This is a genomic window from Pseudogemmobacter blasticus, assembly GCF_003071405.1.
Classification (GTDB): domain Bacteria; phylum Pseudomonadota; class Alphaproteobacteria; order Rhodobacterales; family Rhodobacteraceae; genus Pseudogemmobacter; species Pseudogemmobacter blasticus.
On the sequence record NZ_CP020471.1, the window covers coordinates 80,818 to 105,185 of the forward strand.

The following is a 24,368-nucleotide window of genomic DNA, read 5'->3' on the forward strand; positions in this document are numbered from 1 at the left end:
GATCACGTTGTATGTGGGTAAGGTAACGATGTCTGACCTTTATGGAACCTCCGGCAACGACACCTGGAACAATGACAACACCAACGACCGCTATTACGGCGGCGATGGTGACGATTCCATGTATGGTGGCAACGGAACGCAGGTTCTGTTCGGTGGAAGCCCCGGATTCAACGGAGATTGGATCTACGGCGGCAATGGAAACGATCTGTATTTCGGCGCGGATGCCAACGATGTCCTGAGCGAGGACGGCGCTGCCGGAAATGACTCGCTTTATGGCGGGATGGGCGACGACAGCCTGGATGGAGGTCTCGACAACGATGTCCTCTCCGGCGGCGATGGCGACGATTCTCTTGATGGCGGGGCGGGCAATGACTCGCTGAACGGCGATGCCGGGAATGACAGCCTGTCGGGCGGCACAGGACGGGATTCCATGGCCGGCGGCGAAGGCAGTGACACCCTTGATGGCGGGGGTGATGACGACAATCTGCAGGGGTCGGCAGGCTCTGATCTTGTTTATGGTGGCGAAGGCAACGACGCGATCCTGGGGGACTGGCCCGGTTCAGGTTCAGGCGCTGGCCCCGCTGACGACACGATTTACGGCGGCAACGGCAACGACACCATCACACCGGAAGACGGAAGCGATCTTGTCTATGGCGATGCCGGGAATGACCAGGTTCTTGCGCTTGACGGCAACGATACTGTCTTTGGCGGCGAAGGCAGAGACAATCTTTATGGGTCGTTTGGGGAAGATTCGCTCGACGGGGGCGATCAGGATGACTTTCTGAACGGCGGTTCAGGAAATGATGTCCTTCTTGGCAACTCCGGGAATGATTACATCTTCGGGCTGGAAGACAACGACACGCTGTTCGGCGGGGATGGCAACGATTATCTTGACGGCGGCACAGGGGGGGGCCCTGAAACAAGCGGCAGCGACAATGTTGAAGGCGGGGCCGGCAACGATACGCTGAGTGGCGGTGGCGGGGGTGCCGACACGCTGACCGGCGGCACCGAGAACGACCTGTTCATTATCTCTGGCGATGCAAGCGACAGCATCTTCCTGTCCGATTTCGGCGCGGGCGAAACCAATGGCGCCAACGGAAGCAGCAGCGACAATGATTTTGTCGACCTGACGCTTTGGTATGACAGCAGCACGCTGGCGCTTTACAACGCGACCTACGGCACAAGTTTTGCCACGGCCCTTGAGGCGCTGCAGCATGATGCGCAGGACGGCGCGCTTCAGTTCATCGCGCTGCAAGGCGGGCCGAACGTCACCTTCACGCTGGTCGGGTCGGGTGTCATGGATACCGAGCATACCGGCGTTGTCTGCTTCGCTCGCGGAACCATGATCGAAACGGATTGTGGCCCTGTCGCGATCGAGGAATTGCGGCGCGGTGATCGGGTCGCAACCCTGGACAATGGGTGCCAGATCCTGCGCTGGATCGGTTCACGCAAGATCGCGGCCGCAGAGCTGGCGGCCAATCCGAAGTTGCGCCCCATCCGCATCCGCGCGGGTGCGCTTGGGTCTGGCCTGCCAGTCGCCGATGTTCTGGTCTCGCCGCAGCATCGGGTTCTGGTGTCGTCGCGGATCGCGGAACGGATGTTCGGCTGTGCTGAAGTGCTGGTTGCGGCCCGGCAGTTGCTGACGGTCCAGGGCATCAGCGTTGCCGAGGATGTCGAGTCCGTCGAGTACTTCCATTTCCTGTTCGACCGCCACCAGATCGTCTTTGCCGAAGGCGCACCGATGGAATCCCTGTTCACAGGGATCGAGGCGCTGAAATCCGTCACCGAAGATGCGCGGCGCGAAATCTTCGAAATCATGCCGGATCTGCGGCAGTTGACAGCAGAGACGCTGCCCGTGCCGGCCCGGCCAATCATGGCAGGCCAACCCGCGCGCAAACTTGCCTGGCGACATGTGAAGAACAATTTGCCGCTGATCCGTCAGGCCTGAGTTTCGCACCGTTGCAGGCCGGGATGGCCCGCGTCATGCGGCCAGCCCGGCACCGCCGCCACGGTTGGTTCACTTCCGTGACGGGCAAAGGGCTGCAAAGCCCCCTGCCCTGCTAGAACGGGTTTTCCACCACGGCCCCGGTCGGGGCAAAGTCGCTGACATTGCCGGTCACCACCGTTGCCCCGTGCCGCAGCGCCGAAGCCGCGATCATCAGGTCCGCGCCGTTGTGGCCGATCGTGGCCGACAGCCGGCCCCAGATCCGGGCATCCTCGGCATCAAAGGGCAGCAGGCGGTCAGAGAACAGCAGCACCGTCCGGTCAAGCCAGGCCCGCAGATCCTGCGCGAAGCCCGGATCGCGGCGTTCCTGCAGGTGGATTCCCCGCTCGATCTCGCCAAGGGTGATGACGCTGAGAAACAGCTCCTGCTCGGGCTTTCCCCGCAGCCAGGCCGCCACCTTCGGCGCGCGGTCGGGGCGGCGCACCGCCGACAGGACGTTGGTATCCAGGATATACATCAGAAGGTCACGTCGCGCGGCGCGGCTTCGGCGCGCGGCACATCCGCGCCGGGGAAGGCCAGCAGATGGTCGGCGAAACTTTCGCGCGATTGCACGGCGCCTTGCAGAAGGCGGCGATAGTCGTCGGCCGACAGCACCACCACGGCCGGCTTGCCCCGGCGGCTTACCTGCTGCGGTATGCCGGCAAGCGCCGCCTCGACCACGGCGCTGAACCTGTTCTTTGCATCCTGAACCGTCCACATGGCCCTTATCCAGCTAGCTATCTAGCTAGACAGATAGGGTGCCGGTCTGCTTCTGTCAAGAAAAGGGCGGCATCGGTCCTGTCCGGGGCCACCCGGGGACGGCCCTATCTTGTGGCACTCTGGGCAGCCCCCGCCATATCTGGCAGATTGTTCTTGCCCGAATCCGTTTCCTGCGCCATTCATTTACGCCAAGAACTGAAAATTCCGAAAAAAGCCGTAACAAACGGCTCGAGGCGCAGGACATGGGACAGATCAATGAACGCATCGACCGTCTGGTCGGTGAACATGCGGCCAAGCTGTCGGAACGGCTGATGGCGCATCGCGCGCAACTGTTTCCCCCCAATGCCAGCAAGGTGCTGCGCCGCTTTACCAGCGGCGAAGTGGCGGGCCTGCTGGGCGTCAAGGATGCCTATCTGCGCAAGCTGTCGCTGGAAGGGCGCGGTCCGCAGCCCGAAACCGGGCCGGGCGGGCGGCGGCTCTATTCCTCGAACGATATCATGGAGTTGCGCCGCCTGCTTGAAGCAGGCACGAAAACGCCGGGCACCTATCTGCCCGGCCGGCGCCAGAATGACCACCTTCAGGTGATCACCGTCATCAACTTCAAGGGCGGCTCGGGGAAAACCACCACCGCGGCCCATCTGGCGCAGAAATGCGCGCTGGACGGCTACCGCGTTCTGGCCATCGACCTTGACCCGCAGGCCAGCTTTTCCGCGCTGCACGGCTTCCAGCCGGAATTCGATCTGCTGGATGGCGGCACGCTTTACGACGCGATTCGCTACGAAGACCCCCTGCCCCTGCGCGACATCATCCGCCCCAGCTACTTTACCAACCTGCACATCGTTCCGGGCAACCTGGAACTGATGGAGTTTGAACATGATACCCCGCGCGCGCTGGCGGTGCGGCGGGGCTCCGAACCCGGGGAAAACCTGTTCTTTACCAGGATTTCCGATGCCTTGGCCGATGTGCAGGCCGATTACGATCTGGTCGTGATCGACTGCCCGCCGCAACTGGGGTTCCTGACAATGAGCGCGCTTTCCGCCGCAACGGCGGTTCTGGTCACGGTGCATCCGCAGATGCTGGACGTGATGTCGATGTGCCAGTTCCTGCTGATGACCTCGAACCTGCTGGGGGTCGTGGCCGATGCGGGCGGCAACATGAACTATGACTGGCTGCGCTATCTGGTCACCCGCTATGAACCGGGCGACGGGCCGCAGAACCAGATGGTCAGCTTCATGCGGTCGCTGTTCGGCGACCATGTGCTGAACCATCCGGTGCTGAAATCCACCGCCATTTCCGACGCCGGGCTTACCAAGCAGACCCTGTATGAGGTGGAGAAAGCCGATTTCACCCGCGCCACCTATGAACGCGCGATGGAAAGCCTGAACGCGGTCAACTCGGAAATCGAGGGCCTGATTCAAAAGGCATGGGGGCGCTGATGTCACGCAAGGATGTGTTGAAGGGCCTGATGGACGCCCAGCCTGCCACGCCCGCCGGCCCCGTGGCGGCCCCGCCCCGTGCCAATCGCGGCGCCATCGGGGCGGTCTCGCGGTCGATCGCCGATCTCAAGGCCCGGTCGGTGGTTGAGCTTGATCCCCACAGTATCGAGGCGGCCGGCATGTCGGACCGGCTGGAAACCGACCTTGACGCCGATGCCTCGCTGCGCAATTCCATTGCCGAATATGGCCAGCAGGTGCCGGTTCTGGTGCGCCCCCACCCCACGAAAGAGGGCCGCTATCAGATTGTCTACGGCCGCCGCCGCGTGCTGGCGATGCGCGATCTGGGCCAGACGGTCAAGGCGCTGATCCGCGATCTGGACGACCGCGAACTGGTGCTTGCGCAGGGGCAGGAAAACACCGCCCGGCGGGATCTGTCCTTCATCGAGAAGGTGAACTTCGCCCGCCAGCTCAGCGAGGCCGGCTATGACCGCAAGGTCATCTGCGACGCGCTTTCCGTGGACAAGACGCTGATCAGCCGGATGCTGTCGATTGCCGACCGCCTGCCCCCCGATCTGATCGCCGGCATCGGGGCGGCGCCCTCGGTCGGGCGCGACCGCTGGCTTGCGCTGGCCGATCTGGTCGAGGCCACCGAAACCGATACCATCACCCTTCTGGCGATGGTCAACCTTGGAACCGTCTCGGAACGGTCTGACGACAGGTTTCAGACGGCCTGGGCCTATCTGTCGGGGGTGATGGCGCGCCGCAAGGCCGTGCCCGAAAGCACCCGCCGCCCGGCGCAGCCGCTGTACACCCCCGACGGGGTGCCGCTGGGACAGGCCCGGTATGACCGCAACTTCTGCACGGTCAAGCTGCGGCTGGCCCATAGCGAAGGCTTCGAGGATTGGCTGGTTGAAAACCTGCCGACGCTGTTCACCGATTGGCAGGCCCGCAACACGGGCCCTGCCAGGAAACCCTGAACCCAACCCACCAGAAAGGAGGCACGACCCCGCAAAAGCGAAAGACCCCCCAGGACTGACGTCCCGAGAGGCCCATTCTTGTTCTCGCACCTCAAGAAATAGCGCCTTGGCTGCACGGCTGTCAACTACCCGATTCGGGTAGCGGTCTTTCTTTTGCCTCGTGAAACCCCATGCAGCACATCTCCCTGACGCCTTTCGGGCGGCAGCCGGCAACCTCTAGCCTGCTGGCAGCCCGCTTCCAGGCCGACAAGGCCCCCGCCCTGCCCCAGGTTGACAAATGGGCCGTGTTCAACGCCCTGCGTGAAGCGCGCACCCGGCTGGGCCTGACCGACCGTGATCTGTCGGTGCTTTATGCCCTGCTGACCTTCCTGCCCGCCAAGGCGCTGGAAGATGGCGCGCAGCTTGTGGTGTTCCCCTCGAACGCGGCGCTGTCCGACCGGGCGCATGGCATGGCCGAAAGCACACTGCGCCGGCATCTGGCGGCGCTGGTGGCGGCCGGGCTGATCTGCCGGCAGGACAGCCCCAACGGCAAGCGCTATGCCGCGCGGGATTCCGCGGGCGGGCTGGCGGTGGCCTTCGGCTTCGACCTGCGCCCGCTGCTGACCCGCGCTGATGACATCTTCCGCATCGCGGCCGAAGTGACCGAAGCCGCCGCCGCCCTGCGCCGCCAGCGCGAAGCCCTGGTCCTGCGGCTGCGTGATGCCGCCAAGCTGCTGGCCTATGGTCAGGACGCCGCTCTGCCCGGCGACTGGGCCGGGATCGAGGCCCGCCTTCTGCCGCTGCGGGCCGCCCTGCGCCGCAAGATGGACCCGGAACAGATTGCCGGTCTGCTGGATCAGGCTGGGGATATCCTGCGGGCAATCTCGGCCATGCTGGCCTTTCCGACAGAAGAATCAAACGGCACTGCCGCCCATTTCGGGCGTCACCATACAGATTCAAACCCAGACTCTCATGCTTTTGAACCTTGCCCAGAAAAGGGCAGGGCGGCGGAGGCGGGTTCGCCTGACACGGAAGCGAACCCACAAGACGAACCCGAAACCCCGCTTCCCCTTTACCTGGTGCTGAAGGCCTGCCCCGAGATCGAGGCTTATGCCAATGGCAACCTGACCCGCTGGCCCGAATTCATTGCCACCGCGTCCGAGGTGCGCGGCATGATGGGTATCTCTGCTTCAGCCTGGCAGGACGCTTGCCAGACGATGGGCCACGGAACCGCGGCAATCGTCGTCGCCGCCATGTTGCAGCGCTTTGCCAGCATCCAAAGCCCCGGCGGTTATCTGCGCGCGTTGACAGCCAAGGCGGCCGAGGGCGCGTTCTCACCGGGGCCGATGGTGATGTCCTTGCTGAACACGAACCAGCGGCGGGCGGCGTGAAAGTTGACGGCTGTCAACTTGGGCGCGGGCGTTTGGCAGGTCTGGCGACAGGAAGGAATGTGGGATGCGCAGTTCGCTGACCTGGCCGGGGAAAAGCACCCATACGACTGGCGTGGAACATCCCTCCCCGTTTCCATGCGGGCTGGGCCCCGTGACGCGAACGCTGGGTCTGGCGCGATGGGGGAACGGTGCCTTGCGGCTTTGGGCGGGTGAAGTTGACAGCTGTCAACTTTCCGACGCCCGGCTTCTGTCAGAGGTGCAGGCGCCGGGCAACCAATTGAAGAATATGACGCTTATTGCCAAGATCAGCCGCGCCGTCTGCGGCTGGTTGGGCAGAGCCGTATCATGGATGCGCATCACCGCCTGATCCGGGGCTGTTTGCCGATGGGGCCGGGAAGGGCAGGGGCGTTTCCTGATCTTGCCGCAGCGCCGCCCGGACACGAAAGACGATCCGGGGCCAGGTGCTGGCCTCTGTGGAAGAGGGCGATGCGGTGATGATCTGGAAAGCCCTTGCCGATCAGGGCTTCGACTTCGCCACCACCGTCCGCATCCGCCACATGCCGGCCGATTTCAACGGGCTGAAACGGCTGTCCTTCTTCCCGCGCGAATGACGCGACAGGCACCCGCCGGCCCGTCCCCCGAGGGGCCGAAACGCCGGTAGATCGTTTGACATCGTGAATAGGTTTGCACATCAATGGCTTCCAGCCAGACTGTTCCCCGCACACGCGGGGATGAACCGTATCCGGCGCCGTCGACCCAGTTGTCGGCGTGCTGTTCCCCGCACACGCGGGGATGAACCGCCGTTGGCAAACCGTGGCAGGCAACGACCTACCTGTTCCCCGCACACGCGGGGATGAACCGGTGATGCAGGCCATGCGCTGGTGGCCCGAGGACTGTTCCCCGCACACGCGGGGATGAACCGCCGGCTCTGATGACGATCGCTAAGCTGCGCATCTGTTCCCCGCACACGCGGGGATGAACCGAACGGCACCCCAGCCGCGATGCACTGATCGCGCTGTTCCCCGCACACGCGGGGATGAACCGCGCCACCACGACAGGATGATCCGGCCGGAACGCTGTTCCCCGCACACGCGGGGATGAACCGCGCAAGGCTTCCAGTTTCTACTATGACGGCATCTGTTCCCCGCACACGCGGGGATGAACCGGCGCCCAGCTTCGGCATTTCGATGGTGCAGTTCTGTTCCCCGCACACGCGGGGATGAACCGATGGTGTCGTCGCCCCGGTCGTTTTGGCCGAACTGTTCCCCGCACACGCGGGGATGAACCGAATGAATGTCATGTCGATCCGGTGGCGCCGCCCTGTTCCCCGCACACGCGGGGATGAACCGATCGTCTCGGATGCGCTTGAGGGTGCCCAGCACTGTTCCCCGCACACGCGGGGATGAACCGCCACGGCCGAGGATGTGCGCAAGCTGTTCCAGCTGTTCCCCGCACACGCGGGGATGAACCGGCGTCCATCAGATCGGAGTTGATGGTTTCCCCCTGTTCCCCGCACACGCGGGGATGAACCGGGAGAGCGTCACAGACGGTATACCCGACCGGACTGTTCCCCGCTGGCGGCGTGGCGGCGGAGGGGGTGGCTTTACGGGGATCGGCAAGAGGTTGTATCTCGCGGGGGCCGGAAATCTGGGGGGCAGGCCATGCGAGATTACGATGCGATCCTGAACGAGTTTTCGCCCGTCAGGGCCGATCCCATCGGGGCGGAGGAATATTCCGGGCGGCTGGAGCGTCTTGCTGCGGCCATGCGGCGGAGCGGGGTCGAGGGTGTCTGGCTGGATGCGGCGGCGTCCTTGACCTATTACACCGGGCTTGTGCTTGGCCTGTCCGAGCGGATTCATGGCGCGCTGGTCCTGAAGGACGGGGCGCTGGTCTACGTTACCCCGAACTTTGAACGGCCGAAGCTGGAAAGCATGGTGCGCCTTCCCGGCAAGATCGTGGTCTGGGAAGAGCATGAAGATCCCTTCGCCCTGTTTGCGGCCCAGGTGACGGGCCGTCTGGCGCTGGACCCGGACACGCCGTTCCGCTTTGCCAGCCGGATTGCCGCGCTGCCGGGGCTGACTGTGACGGGGGCCGAGCAGATGATCGCGGAGCAGCGGCGGATCAAGTCGGCGGCCGAGCTTGCCATCCTTCAGACGGCGATGGACGCAAGCTATCGGGTGCAGAAGGCGGTTCATGCCGGCCTGCGCCTCGGTGTCAGGGCCAGCGAAGTGGCGGATTTCATCGCGGCCGCGCATGTGGCGCTGGGGATGAGCCCGGCTTTCGCCGCCGTGCAGTTTGGCGAGGCGACCGCCTATCCGCATGGTGTTCCGCATGACCAGGTGCTTGCCAGCGGCGACATGGTGCTGGTGGACATGGGCGCGCGGCTGCACGGCTATCATTCCGACATCACCCGCACCTATGTTTTCGGCACCCCGACCGCCCGCCAGCAGCATCTTTGGGATTGTGAACACCGGGCGCAACTGGCCGCCTTTGCCGCCGCCCGGCCCGGCACCCCCTGCGAGGCGGTGGACCGGGCCGCGCGTGACGTGCTGGAAGCGGCGGGATTCGGGCCGGGCTATGCCGTGCCGGGGCTGCCGCACCGGACGGGGCACGGTCTGGGCCTGAACATCCATGAAGGCCCCTGGATCGTGCAGGGCGACAAGACGCCGCTGGCGCCGGGCATGTGCTTCTCGATCGAACCCATGCTGTGCGTCTATGGTGAATGTGGCGTCCGGCTTGAGGATATTGTCTACATGACCGAGGCCGGCCCGCGTTGGTTCTGCCCGCCCGCCGAACGCCCCGACGGGCCGTGATAGCCTGCCAGGGCAAGCGGCGGGTGCCGTTGCCGCATACCCGGAAAGGTCCGCTTCGGGCTTAAAAATTTTGATCCGAGACGAAACATGTTGCCGAGCAGCGCCATTTGCACTTGTATGCCAGACGAATGACGGGGGCGGACGAAAGCGTGAATGGCGGCATGACGAACAAGCGCGCGCGAATGCCGGTGGCCTTGGGCCAGCGCATCCGCAAGCGCCGGCTGCAGATGGCCATGACGTTGCAAGCCCTGAGCCGGGCCTGCGGTGTTTCCGTCAGCTATCTGAGCCAGGTCGAGCGCGACAATGCCGTGCCGACGCTGGGCACGCTGGCCGAAATTGCCGCCGCGCTGGATGTGGGCATCGACCATTTCATCGCAACCCCGCGCCAGGTGGACAGCGTGACCCGCGCCGAGGAGCGGCGGCGATTCTCGGTTGCCGGAAATTCGGTTGTCTATGAACGGATCGGTGCCGACTTCGCGGCGCATGAACTGTCATGCTTCCTGCTGAACGTGCCGCCAAGCTACCGTTCGGAAACGGTGCGACATTCGGGCGAGGAGATCGTCTTCGTCCTGGAGGGCGAGATCCTGCACATGGTTGACGGCCAGAGCTTTCTTTTGCGCGCCGGAGACAGCATGCATTACCTGGGCCAGCAGCCCCATTCCTATTCCAACCCGGGGGACGCCCCGGCGCGGATGCTGTGGACGGGCAAGATGGCCCATCCCGCAACACCCACAATCCTTGGGCCCGCGCAGGCCGGGGGCTTGCCGGGAACCGGCAGCGGTTCCGGCCCGTCCGACGGCGCACTGGCCTGACACACCGCACGATTTACAATCCACCAGAAGGGAGCACCCAACCGTGAAACGCTTTTTCCTTTTTGCCTCGGCGCTGGCGATGAGCGCCGCCATGGCCGAAGCCAAGACCTTCGTCTATTGCTCGGAGGCTTCGCCCGAGGGGTTTGACCCCGCTCCCTACACCGCCGGCGGCACGTTCGACGCCTCGGCCCATCCGGTGTTCAACCGCCTGACCGAATTCAAGAAGGGCACCACGGAAGTTGAGCCGGGCCTGGCCGAAAGCTGGGACGTTTCGGCCGATGGCACCGAATACACCTTCCACCTGCGCAAGGGTGTGAAGTGGCAGTCGAACGACAAGTTCACCCCGACGCGCGACTTCAACGCCGATGACGTGGTGTTTTCCTATGACCGTCAGGGCAATGCCGAAAACCCCTGGCACCAGTACATCCCCGGCATCACCTACGAATACTACACCTCGATGGCGATGCCCGAGCTGATCAAGTCGATCGAGAAGATCGACGACTACACGGTGAAGTTCACGCTGAACAAGCCCGAGGCGCCGTTCCTGGCCAACATCGCCATGCCCTTCGCCTCGATCGTGTCGAAGGAATATGCCGATGCCCTTATGGCCGCCGGCACGCCCGAGGACATGAACAACCTGCCGATCGGCACCGGCCCGTTCAAATTCGTGGCCTATCAGAAGGATGCCGTGATCCGGTATCAGAAGAACCCCGACTACTGGGGCACCCCGGCCATCATTGATGACCTGGTCTTCGCGATCACCCCGGATGCCGCCGTGCGCCTGCAGAAGCTGAAGGCCGGCGAATGCCACCTGATGCCCTATCCGGCCCCGGCCGATATCGAGGCGATCAAGGCCGACCCGAACCTGAAACTGGACGAACAGGCCGGCCTGAACGTGGGCTACCTGGCCTACAACACCACCGTTGCGCCCTTCGACAACCCGAAGGTCCGCAAGGCGCTGAACATGGCGATCAACAAGCAGGCCATCGTGGATGCGGTGTTCCAGGGCGCGGCGCTGCCGGCCAAGAACCCGATTCCGCCGACCATGTGGTCCTACAACGACGCGGTGCAGGACGACGCCTACGATCCCGAAGCCGCCAAGAAGATGCTGGAAGAGGCGGGCGTCAAGGATCTGTCGATGAAGATCTGGGCGATGCCGGTGCAGCGTCCCTACATGCCGAACGCCCGCCGCACGGCCGAGCTGATGCAGGAAGACCTGTCCAAGATCGGCGTCAAGGTCGAGATCGTGTCCTACGAATGGGGCGAGTATCTGCAGAAGTCCATGGAACCCGGCCGCGACGGCGCCGTGATCCTGGGCTGGACCGGCGACAACGGCGACCCGGACAACTTCCTGTCGGTGCTGCTGTCCTGCGACTCGGCCGGTGAGGGTGGTGCGAACCGCGCGTTCTGGTGCAGCGAGGACTTCTCGAAGCTGCTGGGCGATGCCAAGGTGACGGCCGATCAGGCCGAACGGACCAAGCTGTATGAGCAGGCTCAGGTCATCTTCAAGGAACAGGCGCCGTGGTTCACCATCGCGCACTCGACCCAGTACGTTCCGATGTCGTCCAAGGTTTCGGGCTTCGTGATGAGCCCGCTGGGCGACTTCACCTTCGAGACGGTGGACATCGCCGAGTAATCGGCCCATCTGGTTGAAATCCGGCGCGCGGGGACTTCGGTCTCCGCGCGTTCTGCAAGGGCAGGGGGCCTATGCTGCGCTTCATCCTTTCAAAGTTCCTGTATCTGGTTCCCACCTTCCTGGGGATCACGGTCATCGCGTTCAGCTTCGTGCGCATCCTGCCGGGCGATCCCGTGCTGCTGATGGCGGGCGAGCGGGGTGTGACCCCGGAACGCCATGCCGAGCTGACGGCGCAACTGGGCTATGACAAGCCGGTTGTGCTGCAGTATTTCGATTTCCTCGGCCGGCTTCTGCACGGCGATTTCGGCAATTCGCTGGTGACCAAGAAGCCGGTGCTGACCGAGTTTCTCAGCCTGTTCCCGGCCACGGTTGAACTGGGGTTGTGCGCCATCATCATTGCCACGCTGATCGGGGTGCCGGTGGGCGTGCTGGCCGCCATCCGCCGCGGAAGCTGGTTCGATCAGGTCTCGATGACCGCCGCGCTGGTCGGCTTTTCGATGCCGATCTTCTGGTGGGGTCTTCTGCTGATCATCTTCTTCTCGGGGATGCTGGGCTGGACGCCGGTTTCCGGGCGGATCAGCCTGCTTTACTTCTTTCCCAACGTGACCGGCTTCATGCTGATCGACAGCCTGCTGTCGGGCCAGAAGGGGGCCTTCACCTCGGCGCTTAGCCACCTGATCCTGCCTTCGGTCGTGCTGGCGACCATTCCGCTGGCGGTGATCGCGCGGCAGACCCGTTCGGCCATGCTTGAGGTGATGGGCGAAGACTACGTCCGCACCGCCCGCGCCAAGGGGATGCCCCCCTACCGCGTGATCGGCATCCATGCGCTGCGCAATGCGATGATTCCCGTGATCACCACCATCGGCCTGCAGATCGGCGTGCTGATGGCCGGGGCGATCCTGACCGAAACGATCTTTTCCTGGCCCGGCATCGGCAAGTGGATGATCGATTCCATCTCGCGCCGGGATTACCCGGTGGTGCAATCCGGCCTGCTGCTGATTGCGGCGCTGGTGATGATCGTGAACCTTCTGGTCGATCTGACCTATGGCCTCATCAATCCGAGGATCCGCGTCAAATGACCGATATCCCCCCCGCCGCCGCGCCTGTCAGACTGTCGGACGCCGCCATCCGCCGCCGGATGCTGGCCGAGTTCTGGTTCTACTTCAGCCAGAACCGGGGCGCCGTCATCGGGCTGGCCGTGTTCGTTCTGCTGGTGGCCGTTGCTGTCTTTGCCTCGGTTCTGGCGCCGCATGATCCCACGGTGCAGAACCGCGCGGCGCTGCTGGTTCCGCCGGTCTGGCAGGAAGGCGGCAGCTCGGCTTATCTTCTGGGAACCGATGCCGTGGGCCGCGACATCCTTTCGCGCCTGATCTTCGGCGCGCAGTATTCGCTGTTCATCGGCTTTGTCGTGGTTTCCATCGCGCTGGTCGGTGGCATTGTCATCGGCCTGCTGGCGGGGTTCTTCGGCGGCTGGGTCGATGGCGTGATCATGCGCGTCATGGATGTGATCCTGGCCTTCCCGTCGCTTCTGCTGGCGCTGGTTCTGGTGGCGGTGCTGGGGCCGGGCCTGACCAATGCGATGATCGCCATCGCCATTGTCTACCAGCCGCATTTCGCCCGGCTGACCCGTGCCGCTGTCATGTCGGAAATGCAGCGCGAATATGTGACCGCGGCCCGCGTGGCCGGCGCGGGCAACCTGCGGCTGATGTTCAAGACCATCCTGCCCAACTGTCTGGCGCCGCTGATCGTTCAGGCGACGCTGTCGTTTTCCTCGGCGGTGCTGGATTCGGCCGCCCTGGGCTTTCTGGGTATGGGCGCGCAACCGCCCGCGCCGGAATGGGGCACCATGCTGGCCGAAGCGCGCGAATTCATCCTGCGCGCCTGGTGGGTGGTGACGTTCCCCGGGCTGGCCATTCTGGTTTCGGTGCTGGCCATCAACCTGATGGGCGATGGCCTGCGTGACGCGCTTGACCCCAAGCTGAAGCGGAGCTGACATCATGGCGCTTCTGAACATCAGAAACCTTACGGTCAAATTCGCAACCGCAACCGGCAGCTTTACCGCGGTGGACGGCATCGACGTGCATGTCGACCGTGGCGAGGTGCTGGCCATTGTCGGGGAAAGCGGATCGGGCAAGTCGGTGTCGATGCTGGCGGTGATGGGGCTGCTTCCCGACACCGCCACCATCACGGCCGACGAGATGACCTATGACGGGCGCGACATCTCGAACCTGTCCGCGGCGGAACGCCGGCGCCTGATCGGGCGCGAGATCACCATGATCTTCCAGGAACCGATCGCCTCGCTGAACCCGTCATTCACCGTGGGCTTCCAGATCGAGGAGGTGCTGCGGCTGAACCTGGGGCTGGGCCGCAAGGAGGCGTATTCCCGGGCGCTGGAACTGTTCCGCGCTGTGGGCATTCCCCAGCCCGAGGTGAAGATCAAGTCCTATCCGCACCAGTTGTCGGGCGGCCAGTGCCAGCGGGTGATGATCGCCATCGCCATCGCCTCGAACCCGCGCCTGCTGATTGCGGACGAACCGACGACCGCGCTGGATGTGACGATCCAGAAGCAGATTCTGGATCTGCTGATGAAGCTGCAGGAAGATTACGGCATGGCGCTGATCCTGATCACCCATGACATGGGCGTGGTGGCCGAAACCGCGGACCGGGTGGTCGTGCAGTACAAGGGCAGGAAGATGGAGGAGGCTGACGTTCTGAGCCTGTTCGAGGCGCCGCAGAATCCCTATACCCGGGCCCTGCTGTCGGCCTTGCCGGAACATGCCACGGGCGACCGTCTGCCCACCGTTTCAGATTTCTTCCAGCAGGCAGGCGCATGATGGGACAGGACATTCCAGTCGTCGAAGGCCGGGCCATCGTGCGTGATTACCATGTGCCGGGCAGTATGCTGGCCCGTGGCAAGAACGTGCGGGCCCTGAAGGGCATCGACTTCAAGGTCGACAAGGGCAGGACGCTGGCCATCGTCGGCGAAAGCGGATCTGGCAAATCGACGCTGGCGCGGATCATTGCCCTGATCGACCCGCCGTCCAGCGGCGATCTGCGCATCTCGGGCGAATCCGTCGATATTCATCGACGCCGCCCGGGGCCGGCGCTGCGGTCGAAGGTGCAGATGGTGTTCCAGAACCCCTATGGCAGCCTGAATCCGCGCCAGAAGGTGGGCGATGTGCTGATGGAACCCTTGGTCATCAACACCGACATTCCGGCCACTGAACGGCGCGACCGGGCCGAGGCGATGCTGCGGAAGGTTGGCCTGCAACCCGAACACTTCAACCGATACCCGCACATGTTTTCGGGCGGGCAGCGCCAGCGCATTGCCATCGCGCGGGCGCTGATGCTCAACCCCTCGCTTCTGGTGCTGGATGAACCTGTTTCGGCGCTGGACCTGTCGGTTCAGGCGCAGGTTCTGAACCTTCTGGCCGACCTGCAGGACGAATTCGATCTGACCTATGTCTTCGTCAGCCATGACCTTTCGGTCGTGCGCTATATCGCGGACGAAATCATGGTGATCTCGAACGGCGAGTCGGTAGAGCAGGGCACGCGCGAGGCGGTCTTCGCCAACCCGCAGCACCCCTATACGCAATCGCTGTTCGCGGCGACCCCGGTCACCGATGTGGAAGCGATCCGCGCCCGCGTTGCCCGCCGCAAGGCCGCCCGGCAGGGGGCGTGAGCGGGGGGCGGTTGGCCCGGACCGGGCAGGCATATGTTGGATCACCCCCCGGGGGGTGATCCAGTACGGATTTTACTCGACATCCCCGGCTTTGGGCAGCGCGGCCCATGTCGTCAGGAAGGCATCACGCTGTGACGCGGCTTCGGCTTCGTCCAGCGGAAAGACCTTGATGTCGGCAATTTCGGGCAGGCCGACATAGCTGGACACTTCGATGTCGGTGCGGCTGGGGCGGCGGAAGGCACCCCGGCAACAAGTTTGCGACAGAACCTCTGGAAGCGCGTCTACGTGACCTTCCGCAAGGCGGTGATCGGCGGCCGTCTGATCCGCGTCTCCGGCCGCATCGAACGTGACGGCCCCGTGACCCACCTGATCGCCGAGAGGGTCGAGGATCTGTCACACCTCCTGGCCACCCTCGGCCGCCCGGTGGTGATTTCCGTCAACGATGGCCGCGCCGATGAGGCAAAACGCCCCGTCGGCGCCAGCATGCGCCTCCGCTTGCAGCATCATGCTGCAGTTGCGCGTAAAATCCACTTATCCCGGCTGTTTAGATCTTCGCAGCCACCTCTCTCCTCGCGGAGCCTGAATCACGCAAACAGCCTGAAATCAATGGGTCTGGAGCCTAGTGGCACCTCAGACAGACCGGAATGTATCATGAGAACCTTTCCGTGGTTTCAGCGCCATGGCTGGTTTTTCCACCAAATGCCAGGACAAGAAACCCAGTATCAGTGTCGGTGGTACGGAAGCGATGAAGTTTGTCCAATGTGCCCCCGGCGTGCCAATCATTTGTGCGATGATCTGCTGAACCAGGAAGCCATAAAGATATGTGCCATAGGACATGTCGCCGAGTTTCTCCACCCATGAAAATCTGGCATTGTGGGCATGTCCAAACGATAGGGTCACATAGGGAACGAGGATCAACGACACGAGTTCTGCCCCTGCCCAAGTCGAAGTCGCCAACGGCAACAACATAATGGCCATGACGGAGATCTGGAGGCTTAGCCACTCACTGCGAAACCACAAGCGATATACCATCCCCCAGAGGAAATAAGGCGTCATCTCCAGCCCATTAATCACGTTGGAACCATATAAAACGATAGGTTCTGATGGAATAGAAATGCGGGTATACCAGATCGAGGCTATCGAAAGACCGATAGCCATCACACAGACTGTTACCCGCTGGAAGGGTATAATTAGCAATGCTGGCAACATGAGATACATCGAGAATTCGATAGGCAAGGTCCAAAGCGACCCATTCACTGCGCCTGGGTAGATATTTCCATCAAAAACGCCAGGCAGGCTGTAGTTTGGATAAAGGGCAATATTTGTGAAGTAGTTCCAGGTGCCATGATGGGAAAAATAGGTCGCGAGATCAACTTTGGTCAGAGCGGGTCCAACAAGAAGTACGGTGATTAGACATAAAAAAAATAGTGCCGGAAAGATCCGTAACGCTCGGCGCCGCAGATAGCGCCCTAGATGGGGGTCGCGCCGCCAACTTTCCGAGATCATATAGCCACTGATCACAAAGAAGATTTTTACCGCCAGTGTCGAGGCCGTACTGCCAAGATATCCAGGGCCCTCGCCGCCGGTTAAGGGAAAGGAATGACCGAAGACTACCGTCAAAGCGGCCAGCAAACGAATGGCAGCGAAATTGTCGGGTAGTATTGGCTTCTGGGCCTTGCTTGCGACCGGGGTCATCTTTTGCCGTTGGTTCTGAAGATCGCCGTACGCCGCCAAGAGCTTGACCGCCGTAGCTGTGCAATGAGCTTTATCAGTTCCTCATTAGACATTGCCATGCACTCGGCCAGGTTTGGGTCCCTCCTGCCCTTGATATATTTTGGCAAACGGTTCACCCACGACCAGCGCCAACTGCGTGACGTCAGGATGTCAGTCACTGCGCGCAATAGCTCGGTCCGGCCGGTTTCCTCGACGAAGTCCCCTGAATTGAAGCGTGACTTCAAGTAGCGTAGCTCCTTGGCTACGCCCGGTTCCAATAGGATTGGCATGGAATCCATCTTGCGGTGGATCGTATGGTAATTCGCGTCCCACTCCGCCTGGCTATGGACCGTGCGCGAGGATTCTACAGTATCCACCCACCAATGATAGATTGCCGTGATCTCTGGGGCAGCATGTACGCCGACCACGAAAACGCAGCGCATAAGGAAGTCCCAATCTTCGGTCGTGGTAAGAGTTTCGTCAAAGCGGATGTTCAGGTCATGGAAGGCTCCATGCGGGAAGGCCAGGGCGACCGGCGGGGTTTCGTTGGTGATCATGTGCTGCAGGAGGTCGAATGCGGCCGGGTAGGGCTCGAGCCCGCCCGTTGCGCGCACGGCCGACCGGCCCTGCACCTCGATCACATCGACATTCTGGCGCGCCGCGATAGTTCGCAGCACGCGCCCCGGCTTTTGCTGCGCCAAGGTTCGGAAGGTTGATATCCAATGCGCCATCGGGACGTCGTCATCGTCCAAGATGGCGATGTACTCTCCCTTAGCCTCTGCGAAACCAACATTTAGCGGACGCGTTCGGTTGCCCTCGTCGATGCGGATCAGTCGGATCTGGTCGCGCATCCACTTTGGGCTGTCCTCGAGCTGACGTTCGATGACAAGCTGATTTTCGTGTGTCAGCTTGTGACCCATCACCAGAAGCTCGAAGTCGCGGTCCTTTTGAGCTGCCAGCGCCGTCAGGGCCTCAATCATCGTGTGAGGACGCTTGCCCTGCGTGCGCATGACGACCGAGAGAAAGGGGCGCTTAGGTGCGCGTTCTTCGTCCGACAGATAATGTGTCATACGGGTCTGTGGCCCGGCTAGAACCAGTGAGACGAATTGATTGACTTTGGCCGTCGCGTCGATCTGGTCGCGCAGGCCGGTCATAATCTCGCTGATCAGGCTGCCCGAGGCTAAGGCCGGATGAGTGGTTGGGAAGTGCTGATCGCTGTTGACGATATACACATCGTTCGTATCGACGATTTGCAGGCCCACGGCATCGAAGGTGCGCTTCAACGTTGCTTTGTTGAATACACGCAGGTGAGTGTGATCGAGGATGCCTTCGCGGGTATAATCCCAAGACCCGAAGGCCATCTTAAAGCCAACGTCGCGATGTGCGAAGTTTGGAACGCTGATGATGGCGGGCGCATGGTGTGGGCCGATCAAGCAGCGGATCACGCGCAAGATCTCGTCGCAATTGTCTAGGTGCTCCAGCGTGTCCAGCATGGACAGCGAAAGGATGCGACGGCCGGCGACGATTTGCTGCAACCTCGCTATGGTCTCGTCATAGGAGGTGAACATGAGTTGGTGCGCCTCAAAGCCACGGTCGCGCAGCGAGGATGGGCCTCGGTCTGATCCATCTACGCCAACATAGGTTAGGCCGGGCACATCGCATAGCACCTCTGCCATACGGCCGAAGCCGCAGCCCAAGTCAAGGTGGATGCCCTCAGATGCACTAGGCGCAGCATCGCGATAACGATCAAGCAGCGCCAAGCAATGACCATAGACATTGTCGGGCTGAACAGCGTTGTCGTAAAGTTCATCAGCGTTAAGCATCAGAGCACATACCTATGCTTGGTGTAAAAATGGTCGATGAACTCCGCCACCTTGTGGTGGGCGTCACGGGGTGCAGGCAGTGTGCCGGCAAGCTTCTTTTCTTCGTAGTTTTTGACCGCAGCCTGTTCGTCCGGCCCTGATCTGCTGTAGGTGCGTGAAATCTTGGCAACGAGATCAGGCCGTGACCACTTGTGCGCAATCATCAATGCAGCTTCTGCGGAGAAGCGGCGCTCTGCTGCTGAGGGCTGCCATGCTCCATCGCGCGCCACACGCTTGTCATGGAAAACGACCGCATTGGCAGCAAAGATAACCTTGTAACCTGCCTCGCGCACGCGCCACGAATAGTCGACATCATCGCAGTAAAGGAAAAAGCTGTCGGCATCGAACTTTCCGATCTGGTTAAACAGGACCAGTGGTGTCAGAGCGCAGGCCGTTGTGGCCCAACCGGTCTCACCGGTGATGGCGTCATAAGCTTTGGGATGCTCGATCGGCAGCTGCTTGGCCTCGACCATGCCGCAAGAGACATTACGGAAAGGGTGCAGCATGTTCTCGAACAGCCGCGGAGAGACGACGACATCAGGATTCAGGATCAACAGGTAATCGGTATTGGCCTGTTCGGACAGAACATTATGCCCCCGCGCAGAGCCTAGGTTCTTGCCAAAGAAAGTATAAGCCAGCTCAAAATACTCCGAGAATTCCTCGCGCAGCAGCGTCAAGCTTTCATCGGGTAGGCAGGGCTGGAGTGACGTATCGCCATAGGCAATACGTACGCGGCTCAACTTGCCGTCGTTGATGCCAAGGTCGATGGCGCGTTGCAGGGATTGAAGCGCGCGGTGGATGGATTCGAAATCCATGTTGTACAGGATCGACTGCACTTGAACAGATACGGGCCCCGCGGACGGCCTGGGCATAGTTTCACTCATCTGGAAAGACTTCCCTCAGCTGTCAGATATGCCCGCGAGAGACGAGCCAGTCTCCAACGCGCTTGGAGCCATCGGGGAAAGTGATGGCGGGCTTGACCATGGTTTCGGCGGTTAAGTCGGTCACATCGGCCACGGCAGAGCGCACATCGCCATCACGGAATTTGCCGCAGATATGTGGGGCGGGTGCGCCGTAGATCTCGGCTATGGCCATTGCCGCGTCTAATATCGTGGTCTTGACCCCCGTGCCCACGTCCAGCAGGTGATCCTCGCTGTCATTGGCCTTCAGGCAAGCCATCATTGCCGCCACTACGTCATCGACATGGACAAAGTCGCGACCGATAAGCCCGTCTTCGTAGACCGGGATCGACTGGCCAGCGCGCGCCATTCGGTGGAAGACATTGATGATGCCGGTATAAGAGTTGAAGGGCGATTGCCCCTCCCCATAGACATTCTGCAGTCTCAAGATCGACAAGGGCACGCCAAAAGCGCCGCACCAAGATGTTAGGATATGTTCCTGCGCCAACTTGGTGCTGCCATAGATGCTGGTCGGCTTCGGAAAGACTTCTGCCGCGCGATGGGGCAGGGGGTGTCCTGGTTGACCGGACGGTGCCTCTGGCTCCCAAAGACCCGCCGCTAGCGTCTCATGGGTGCGAGGGAGGGGATAGAATGCGGCGCCGGTGCTGGGATCCTGCCACTTGCCTTCACCATAGACGGCGCGGGACGATGCTAGCAGGATGCGCTTCGGTCGCACATCGGCCCGCGTCAGCGCATCAAGCATCTCGCTCGTGCCTACCACATTGACTGAGGCATGGCGTGTCGCCTCGGTCAGCGATTGCGCCGTGCCGGTTTCGGCTGCGAGGTGGATGATGGTCAATGGGCGGTATTCAGCCAGAAGTGTGGTCCAAGTCTCAGGACTGCGGACATCGCCCTTGATCAGGACAACACGAGGATCCAAGAATTCCGACCTTTTACGGCTCGGATGGACCTGTTCCAAAAAACTGTCAACGGCCACAACATCCATGCCGAAGTGGAATAAATCGGTGCTCAGCGCAGAGCCTATGAAGCCAGCACCACCAGTTACCAAAACGCAATCTTTCATGGGTCCTCTTTAACACTTTACCGCAGGGTTAAGCTCCACGACGGACATATATGCATGTTTCTGCTGGAAACGTCTATATACGACATTCCCCGAATGGCTTGCTGATTTCGATGCGTTGGTGGAGATATTTCATATATAGATCAGCATGTTGGATGCTGTTCCATTGAGTGGTGTAGCTGGCGCTGCTCGTAACGGTGATGCTTGGCGCGGGCCTGCATGGTCAGGATGCCGCTGCGGGCAGGCTGATGACGGCATCTTCGGCCATCGGCGTGATGGTTTCCAGCGTCATGTATGCGGGTGCGCTGGACCGCCCATTCGTCATTCCGTTCGAGCAGCAGGGTTCCGACGAGCCGGACGATGGCCTCATCGTTTGGAAAGATGCCGACCACCTCGGTCCGGCGCTTGATCTCGCCGTTCAGGCGCTCGATCGGGTTGGTGCTGTGAAGCTTGGCCCGGTGCTCTTTGGGGAAGGACATGTAGGCCAAGCACACCATGTTCGGCCTCGTCCATGATGGTGGCGAGCTTCGATTCCGGCAACACCGCCGCCGCAACGCCGGAGTGACGCCGGCCTTGGGCGCGGGGCAGGTGGCGGCTGGGGTCAGCGGCGGTCTATCATCCGGGCAAGGCGGTCGCCCGCCCATTGCAGCCCGGCCACCATGACGATCAGGATGACCACCACGGCCAGCATCACCTGTGTTTCGAACCGCTGATAGCCGTAGCGGATGGCGATGTCGCCCAGGCCGCCGGCCCCCACCGCCCCGGCCATGGCCGAGGCGCCGATCAGCGTGACCAGCGTGACGGTGAAGCCCGAGACGATGCCGGGCAGGGCTTCGGGGATCAGCACTTCGCGCAGGATGGTCCAGCGGGTGGCGCCCATGGCGCGGGCGGCGTCGATCAGGGCGCGGTCCACCTCGCGCAGGCTGACTTCGGCGACGCGGGCGTAATAGGGCGCGGCGGCGATGGTCAGCGGCACGATGGCGGCCGCGATGCCGATGGCCGAGCCGGTGATCAGCCGGGTCAGCGGAATGACCGCGACCAGAAGGATGATGAACGGAACCGACCGCAGCGCGTTCACCACCAGCCCCAGCGACCGATTGACGGCCAGGTTCTGGAAGATTCCGCCCCGGTCGGTGGTGACCAGGATCAGCGCCAGCGGCAGGCCGATGGCAAAGGACAGCGCCCCCGAGATGCCGGTCATCACCAGCGTTTCCCACAGGCCCCGAAGAAGCAGGTCAAACATCGCCCGGGACATGACCCAGCACCTCGATTGCAGTGGTTTCGGGTTGAAGGCGGGCAATCACGGCAGCCACCAGATCGGGATCGTTGGTGCCAAGCGCCAGGAACAGCCGGCCATAGGGTTCGCCCTGCACATCATTCAGCCCGCCATGCACCAGCCGGGCGGGGTGGCCGGTGATGCCTTCGATGATGGCCAGAAGCGGCTGGCGGGCGGCCGCGCCATAGACATCGACCCGGATCAGCGCCTGATCGCCCTGCGGCGTGATGCGCGCGGCCACATCCTGCGGCAGCACCGGCGACAGGCCGCGCAGCAGGCTGCGCGTCGTTTCGGCCTGCGGCGAGGCCAGCACCCGCGCCACCGGCCCCTGTTCCACAATGCGGCCGGCGTCCAGCACCAGAACCCGGTGGGCGATCTGGCGCACCACCTCCATCTCATGGGTGATCATCAGGATCGTCACGCCCATCTGGCGGTTCACGTCCTGCAACAGCGTCAGGATGGACTGCGTCGTTTCCGGGTCCAGCGCCGAGGTTGCTTCGTCTGACAGCAGCAGCAGCGGATCGGCCGCCAGCGCGCGGGCGATGCCCACGCGCTGTTTCTGCCCGCCGGACAGCCGCGCGGGGTAGGTATCGGCCTTGTCGGCCAGACCCACCATATCCAGAAGCTGCATCACCTTGGCCCGGCGTTGTGGCGCGGGCTGGCCGGCAATCTTCAGCGGCAGGGCGACGTTTTCCGCCACGGTCTTGGCCGACAGCAGGTTGAAGTGCTGGAAGATCATCCCGATGCGGCGGCGGATCGGCTGCAAGGCCTGTTCCGACAGGGCGGTGATGTCGGTGCCGTCAATCTCGACCCGGCCCGCCTGTGGCCGGTCCAGCCCGTTCAGGCAGCGGATCAGCGTCGATTTCCCGGCGCCGGAACGGCCGATCAGCCCGACGATCTCGCCCGCCTCCAGCGTGAGCGAGATGCCGTCCAGGGCAGGGCGGTCGGAAAACCGCCGTTCAACCCCGTCAAGCCGCACCACGGGATGCCTGATGCCGGTCATCTGTCGATCCTTCAAAATGCAGGCAGGCGCCGTCTTACAGGCGCCTGCCGAAAGTGCAAGAACAGGTGGCTTACCAGGCCGGGACGGCCGCGCCCTTGTAGGCCGAGGCATAGGCCTCTTTCACCGCGTCGCTCTGGAAGGCGGTGCGCAGGGTGGCGACCCAGGCCGCATCCTTGTCTTCGGTGCGGACGGCGATGAAGTTGGTGTAGGGGTTGTTCTCGCCGGATTCCTGCGCGACGCGGAAATCCAGAAGCCCGGCCTTGGCGGCCCAGTCGGTGTTGACCACGGCGGCATCCAGATCATCAATGGCGCGGCCCACGACGCCGGCATCCAGTTCGCGAAGGTCGAAATTGCGGGGGTTTTCGGTCACGTCGATCACCGTGGCCAGGATGCCGGCCTCGGGGTTCAGCTTGATCAGGCCCAGTTGTTCCAGCACCTTCAGCGCCCGGCCACCGTTCGAGGGATCGTTCGGCAGGCCGATCACGGCGCCATCCGGCAGGTCGGCCAGGGTCTTGTATTTCTTCGAGTAAAGCCCGATCGGGAAGATCGCCGTGTCGATCACCGGCGTGATGGCATAGCCATGGGCGGCGATCTGCGCTTCCAGATAGGGGCCGTGCTGGAAGGCGTTGGCGTCGATGTCCTTGTTCGCCAGCGCTTCGTTCGGCTGGGTGTAGTCGTTGAAGATCACCGTTTCGATGATCAGGCCCGCGGGCTTGGCCTGCGCCGCGGCCGCCGCCCAGACGGCTTCGTCCTCGCCGCCCATGATGCCCACTTTCAGCGTGGTGTCCTGGGCCTGTGCGGCGGGTGCCAGCGCAAGCGCGGCCACAAGGGCAAGCGCGGCGCGGCGCGAAAGGGAAAGGATCGGCGACATTGTGGTCCTCGTCTTCTTGATCAGGGTCCGGCCAGTGCCGGAAGCCCGCCGGTTATCCTTTGCATCCGCAGCAAGGACAAGGCAGCGGCAGAGAACGTCTTGCCGAAGTTTGTCAGACGGAAGGAACGTGCTTTCCGTTCTGTTGCGGGCGAGAGAATGCCCGTCTTGCGGCACCCTTGCGGTCTTCGAATCGGGGGCTAAAGGGGGGCGGGGCCGTGCGTGGCGCCGATGCG

Annotated in this window: 21 protein-coding genes, 2 pseudogenes and 1 CRISPR repeat array; of the genes and pseudogenes, 12 read left to right on the forward strand and 11 right to left on the reverse strand. The window is 62.6% G+C overall.

Annotated elements, in window-relative coordinates:
* The first annotated feature begins 28 nt into the window (after window positions 1-28).
* Window positions 29-1,948 (forward strand): Hint domain-containing protein, encoded by a 1,920-nt coding sequence (locus tag B6K69_RS17630; RefSeq protein WP_108645047.1) that lies wholly within the window; start codon window positions 29-31, stop codon window positions 1,946-1,948.
* A 112-nt stretch (window positions 1,949-2,060) separates the two neighbouring features.
* Here B6K69_RS17630 and B6K69_RS17635 read toward each other — a convergent pair whose 3' ends face one another.
* Together B6K69_RS17635 and B6K69_RS17640 are read right to left on the reverse strand one after the other, a co-directional pair.
* Window positions 2,061-2,462, reverse strand: coding sequence for a type II toxin-antitoxin system VapC family toxin (locus B6K69_RS17635; RefSeq protein WP_108645048.1), 402 nt, complete (start codon window positions 2,460-2,462; stop codon window positions 2,061-2,063).
* Window positions 2,462-2,704: a type II toxin-antitoxin system Phd/YefM family antitoxin gene (locus B6K69_RS17640; protein WP_108645049.1), complete on the reverse strand. Its 243-nt coding sequence runs from the start codon at window positions 2,702-2,704 to the stop codon at window positions 2,462-2,464. The genes B6K69_RS17635 and B6K69_RS17640 overlap by 1 nt, the downstream gene beginning before the upstream one ends.
* 242 nt (window positions 2,705-2,946) lie before the next feature.
* On the opposite strand from B6K69_RS17640, the gene repA reads away from it, so the two are divergent.
* The 11 genes and pseudogenes from repA to B6K69_RS17695 all read left to right on the forward strand — a co-directional run bounded on the left by repA (window position 2,947) and on the right by B6K69_RS17695 (window position 15,430).
* Complete coding sequence (gene repA / locus B6K69_RS17645) at window positions 2,947-4,140, forward strand: plasmid partitioning protein RepA (protein ID WP_108645050.1); 1,194 nt, start codon at window positions 2,947-2,949, stop codon at window positions 4,138-4,140.
* Window positions 4,140-5,117, forward strand: coding sequence for a plasmid partitioning protein RepB (gene repB / locus B6K69_RS17650; protein WP_108645106.1), 978 nt, complete (start codon window positions 4,140-4,142; stop codon window positions 5,115-5,117). Before repA ends, repB begins: the two co-directional genes overlap by 1 nt.
* 170 nt (window positions 5,118-5,287) lie before the next feature.
* Complete coding sequence (repC, locus tag B6K69_RS17655; protein ID WP_108645051.1) at window positions 5,288-6,487, forward strand: plasmid replication protein RepC; 1,200 nt, start codon at window positions 5,288-5,290, stop codon at window positions 6,485-6,487.
* Between the two features lie 440 nt (window positions 6,488-6,927).
* Window positions 6,928-7,098, forward strand: a pseudogene (locus B6K69_RS17660) (type I-E CRISPR-associated endoribonuclease Cas2); the annotation flags it as partial.
* 99 nt (window positions 7,099-7,197) lie between these two features.
* A CRISPR array of direct repeats spans window positions 7,198-8,019; the repeat unit is 29 nt; unit sequence CTGTTCCCCGCACACGCGGGGATGAACCG.
* A gap of 129 nt (window positions 8,020-8,148) precedes the next feature.
* Window positions 8,149-9,300: a M24 family metallopeptidase gene (locus B6K69_RS17665; RefSeq protein ID WP_108645053.1), complete on the forward strand. Its 1,152-nt coding sequence runs from the start codon at window positions 8,149-8,151 to the stop codon at window positions 9,298-9,300.
* A 161-nt stretch (window positions 9,301-9,461) separates the two neighbouring features.
* Complete coding sequence (locus B6K69_RS17670) at window positions 9,462-10,112, forward strand: helix-turn-helix domain-containing protein (protein ID WP_108645107.1); 651 nt, start codon at window positions 9,462-9,464, stop codon at window positions 10,110-10,112.
* A 91-nt stretch (window positions 10,113-10,203) separates the two neighbouring features.
* Complete coding sequence (locus B6K69_RS17675; RefSeq protein ID WP_418260617.1) at window positions 10,204-11,748, forward strand: ABC transporter substrate-binding protein; 1,545 nt, start codon at window positions 10,204-10,206, stop codon at window positions 11,746-11,748.
* Between the two features lie 71 nt (window positions 11,749-11,819).
* Complete coding sequence (locus tag B6K69_RS17680) at window positions 11,820-12,827, forward strand: ABC transporter permease subunit (protein ID WP_108645054.1); 1,008 nt, start codon at window positions 11,820-11,822, stop codon at window positions 12,825-12,827.
* Window positions 12,824-13,741, forward strand: a complete 918-nt coding sequence (locus B6K69_RS17685) for an ABC transporter permease subunit (RefSeq protein ID WP_108645055.1) — start codon at window positions 12,824-12,826, stop codon at window positions 13,739-13,741. Before B6K69_RS17680 ends, B6K69_RS17685 begins: the two co-directional genes overlap by 4 nt.
* Before the next feature lie 4 nt (window positions 13,742-13,745).
* The gene (locus B6K69_RS17690) at window positions 13,746-14,582 is read left to right on the forward strand and encodes an ABC transporter ATP-binding protein (RefSeq protein WP_108645056.1); all 837 of its coding nucleotides are present in this window, start codon (window positions 13,746-13,748) and stop codon (window positions 14,580-14,582) included.
* Window positions 14,582-15,430 carry an ATP-binding cassette domain-containing protein gene (locus B6K69_RS17695; RefSeq protein WP_108645057.1) on the forward strand — a complete coding sequence of 283 codons (849 nt, stop codon included), beginning with the start codon at window positions 14,582-14,584 and terminating at the stop codon, window positions 15,428-15,430. The genes B6K69_RS17690 and B6K69_RS17695 overlap by 1 nt, the downstream gene beginning before the upstream one ends.
* A gap of 72 nt (window positions 15,431-15,502) precedes the next feature.
* Here the strand turns inward: B6K69_RS17695 and B6K69_RS18580 are convergent, their stop codons facing one another.
* The 9 genes and pseudogenes from B6K69_RS18580 to B6K69_RS17740 all read right to left on the reverse strand — a co-directional run bounded on the left by B6K69_RS18580 (window position 15,503) and on the right by B6K69_RS17740 (window position 24,135).
* The gene (locus B6K69_RS18580; protein WP_257791702.1) at window positions 15,503-15,637 is read right to left on the reverse strand and encodes a hypothetical protein; all 135 of its coding nucleotides are present in this window, start codon (window positions 15,635-15,637) and stop codon (window positions 15,503-15,505) included.
* 423 nt (window positions 15,638-16,060) lie between these two features.
* Window positions 16,061-17,125: an acyltransferase family protein gene (locus B6K69_RS17705; protein ID WP_108645059.1), complete on the reverse strand. Its 1,065-nt coding sequence runs from the start codon at window positions 17,123-17,125 to the stop codon at window positions 16,061-16,063.
* Window positions 17,122-18,966 (reverse strand): methyltransferase domain-containing protein, encoded by a 1,845-nt coding sequence (locus tag B6K69_RS17710; protein ID WP_108645060.1) that lies wholly within the window; start codon window positions 18,964-18,966, stop codon window positions 17,122-17,124. Before B6K69_RS17710 ends, B6K69_RS17705 begins: the two co-directional genes overlap by 4 nt.
* Window positions 18,966-19,820 (reverse strand): glycosyltransferase family protein, encoded by an 855-nt coding sequence (locus B6K69_RS17715; protein WP_228156881.1) that lies wholly within the window; start codon window positions 19,818-19,820, stop codon window positions 18,966-18,968. Before B6K69_RS17715 ends, B6K69_RS17710 begins: the two co-directional genes overlap by 1 nt.
* Before the next feature lie 91 nt (window positions 19,821-19,911).
* Complete coding sequence (locus B6K69_RS17720; protein ID WP_108645061.1) at window positions 19,912-20,988, reverse strand: NAD-dependent epimerase/dehydratase family protein; 1,077 nt, start codon at window positions 20,986-20,988, stop codon at window positions 19,912-19,914.
* 220 nt (window positions 20,989-21,208) lie between these two features.
* Window positions 21,209-21,513 (reverse strand): annotated as a pseudogene (locus B6K69_RS17725) (transposase); the annotation flags it as partial.
* Between the two features lie 73 nt (window positions 21,514-21,586).
* Entirely contained in the window at window positions 21,587-22,240 is a 654-nt protein-coding gene (locus B6K69_RS17730) for a methionine ABC transporter permease (RefSeq protein WP_107674884.1), read from the reverse strand.
* A complete protein-coding gene (locus tag B6K69_RS17735; RefSeq protein ID WP_108645062.1) occupies window positions 22,221-23,264 on the reverse strand; it encodes a methionine ABC transporter ATP-binding protein in 1,044 nt (347 codons plus the stop codon). Before B6K69_RS17735 ends, B6K69_RS17730 begins: the two co-directional genes overlap by 20 nt.
* Before the next feature lie 70 nt (window positions 23,265-23,334).
* Window positions 23,335-24,135 (reverse strand): MetQ/NlpA family ABC transporter substrate-binding protein, encoded by an 801-nt coding sequence (locus tag B6K69_RS17740; protein WP_108645063.1) that lies wholly within the window; start codon window positions 24,133-24,135, stop codon window positions 23,335-23,337.
* Window positions 24,136-24,368 lie beyond the last annotated feature (233 nt).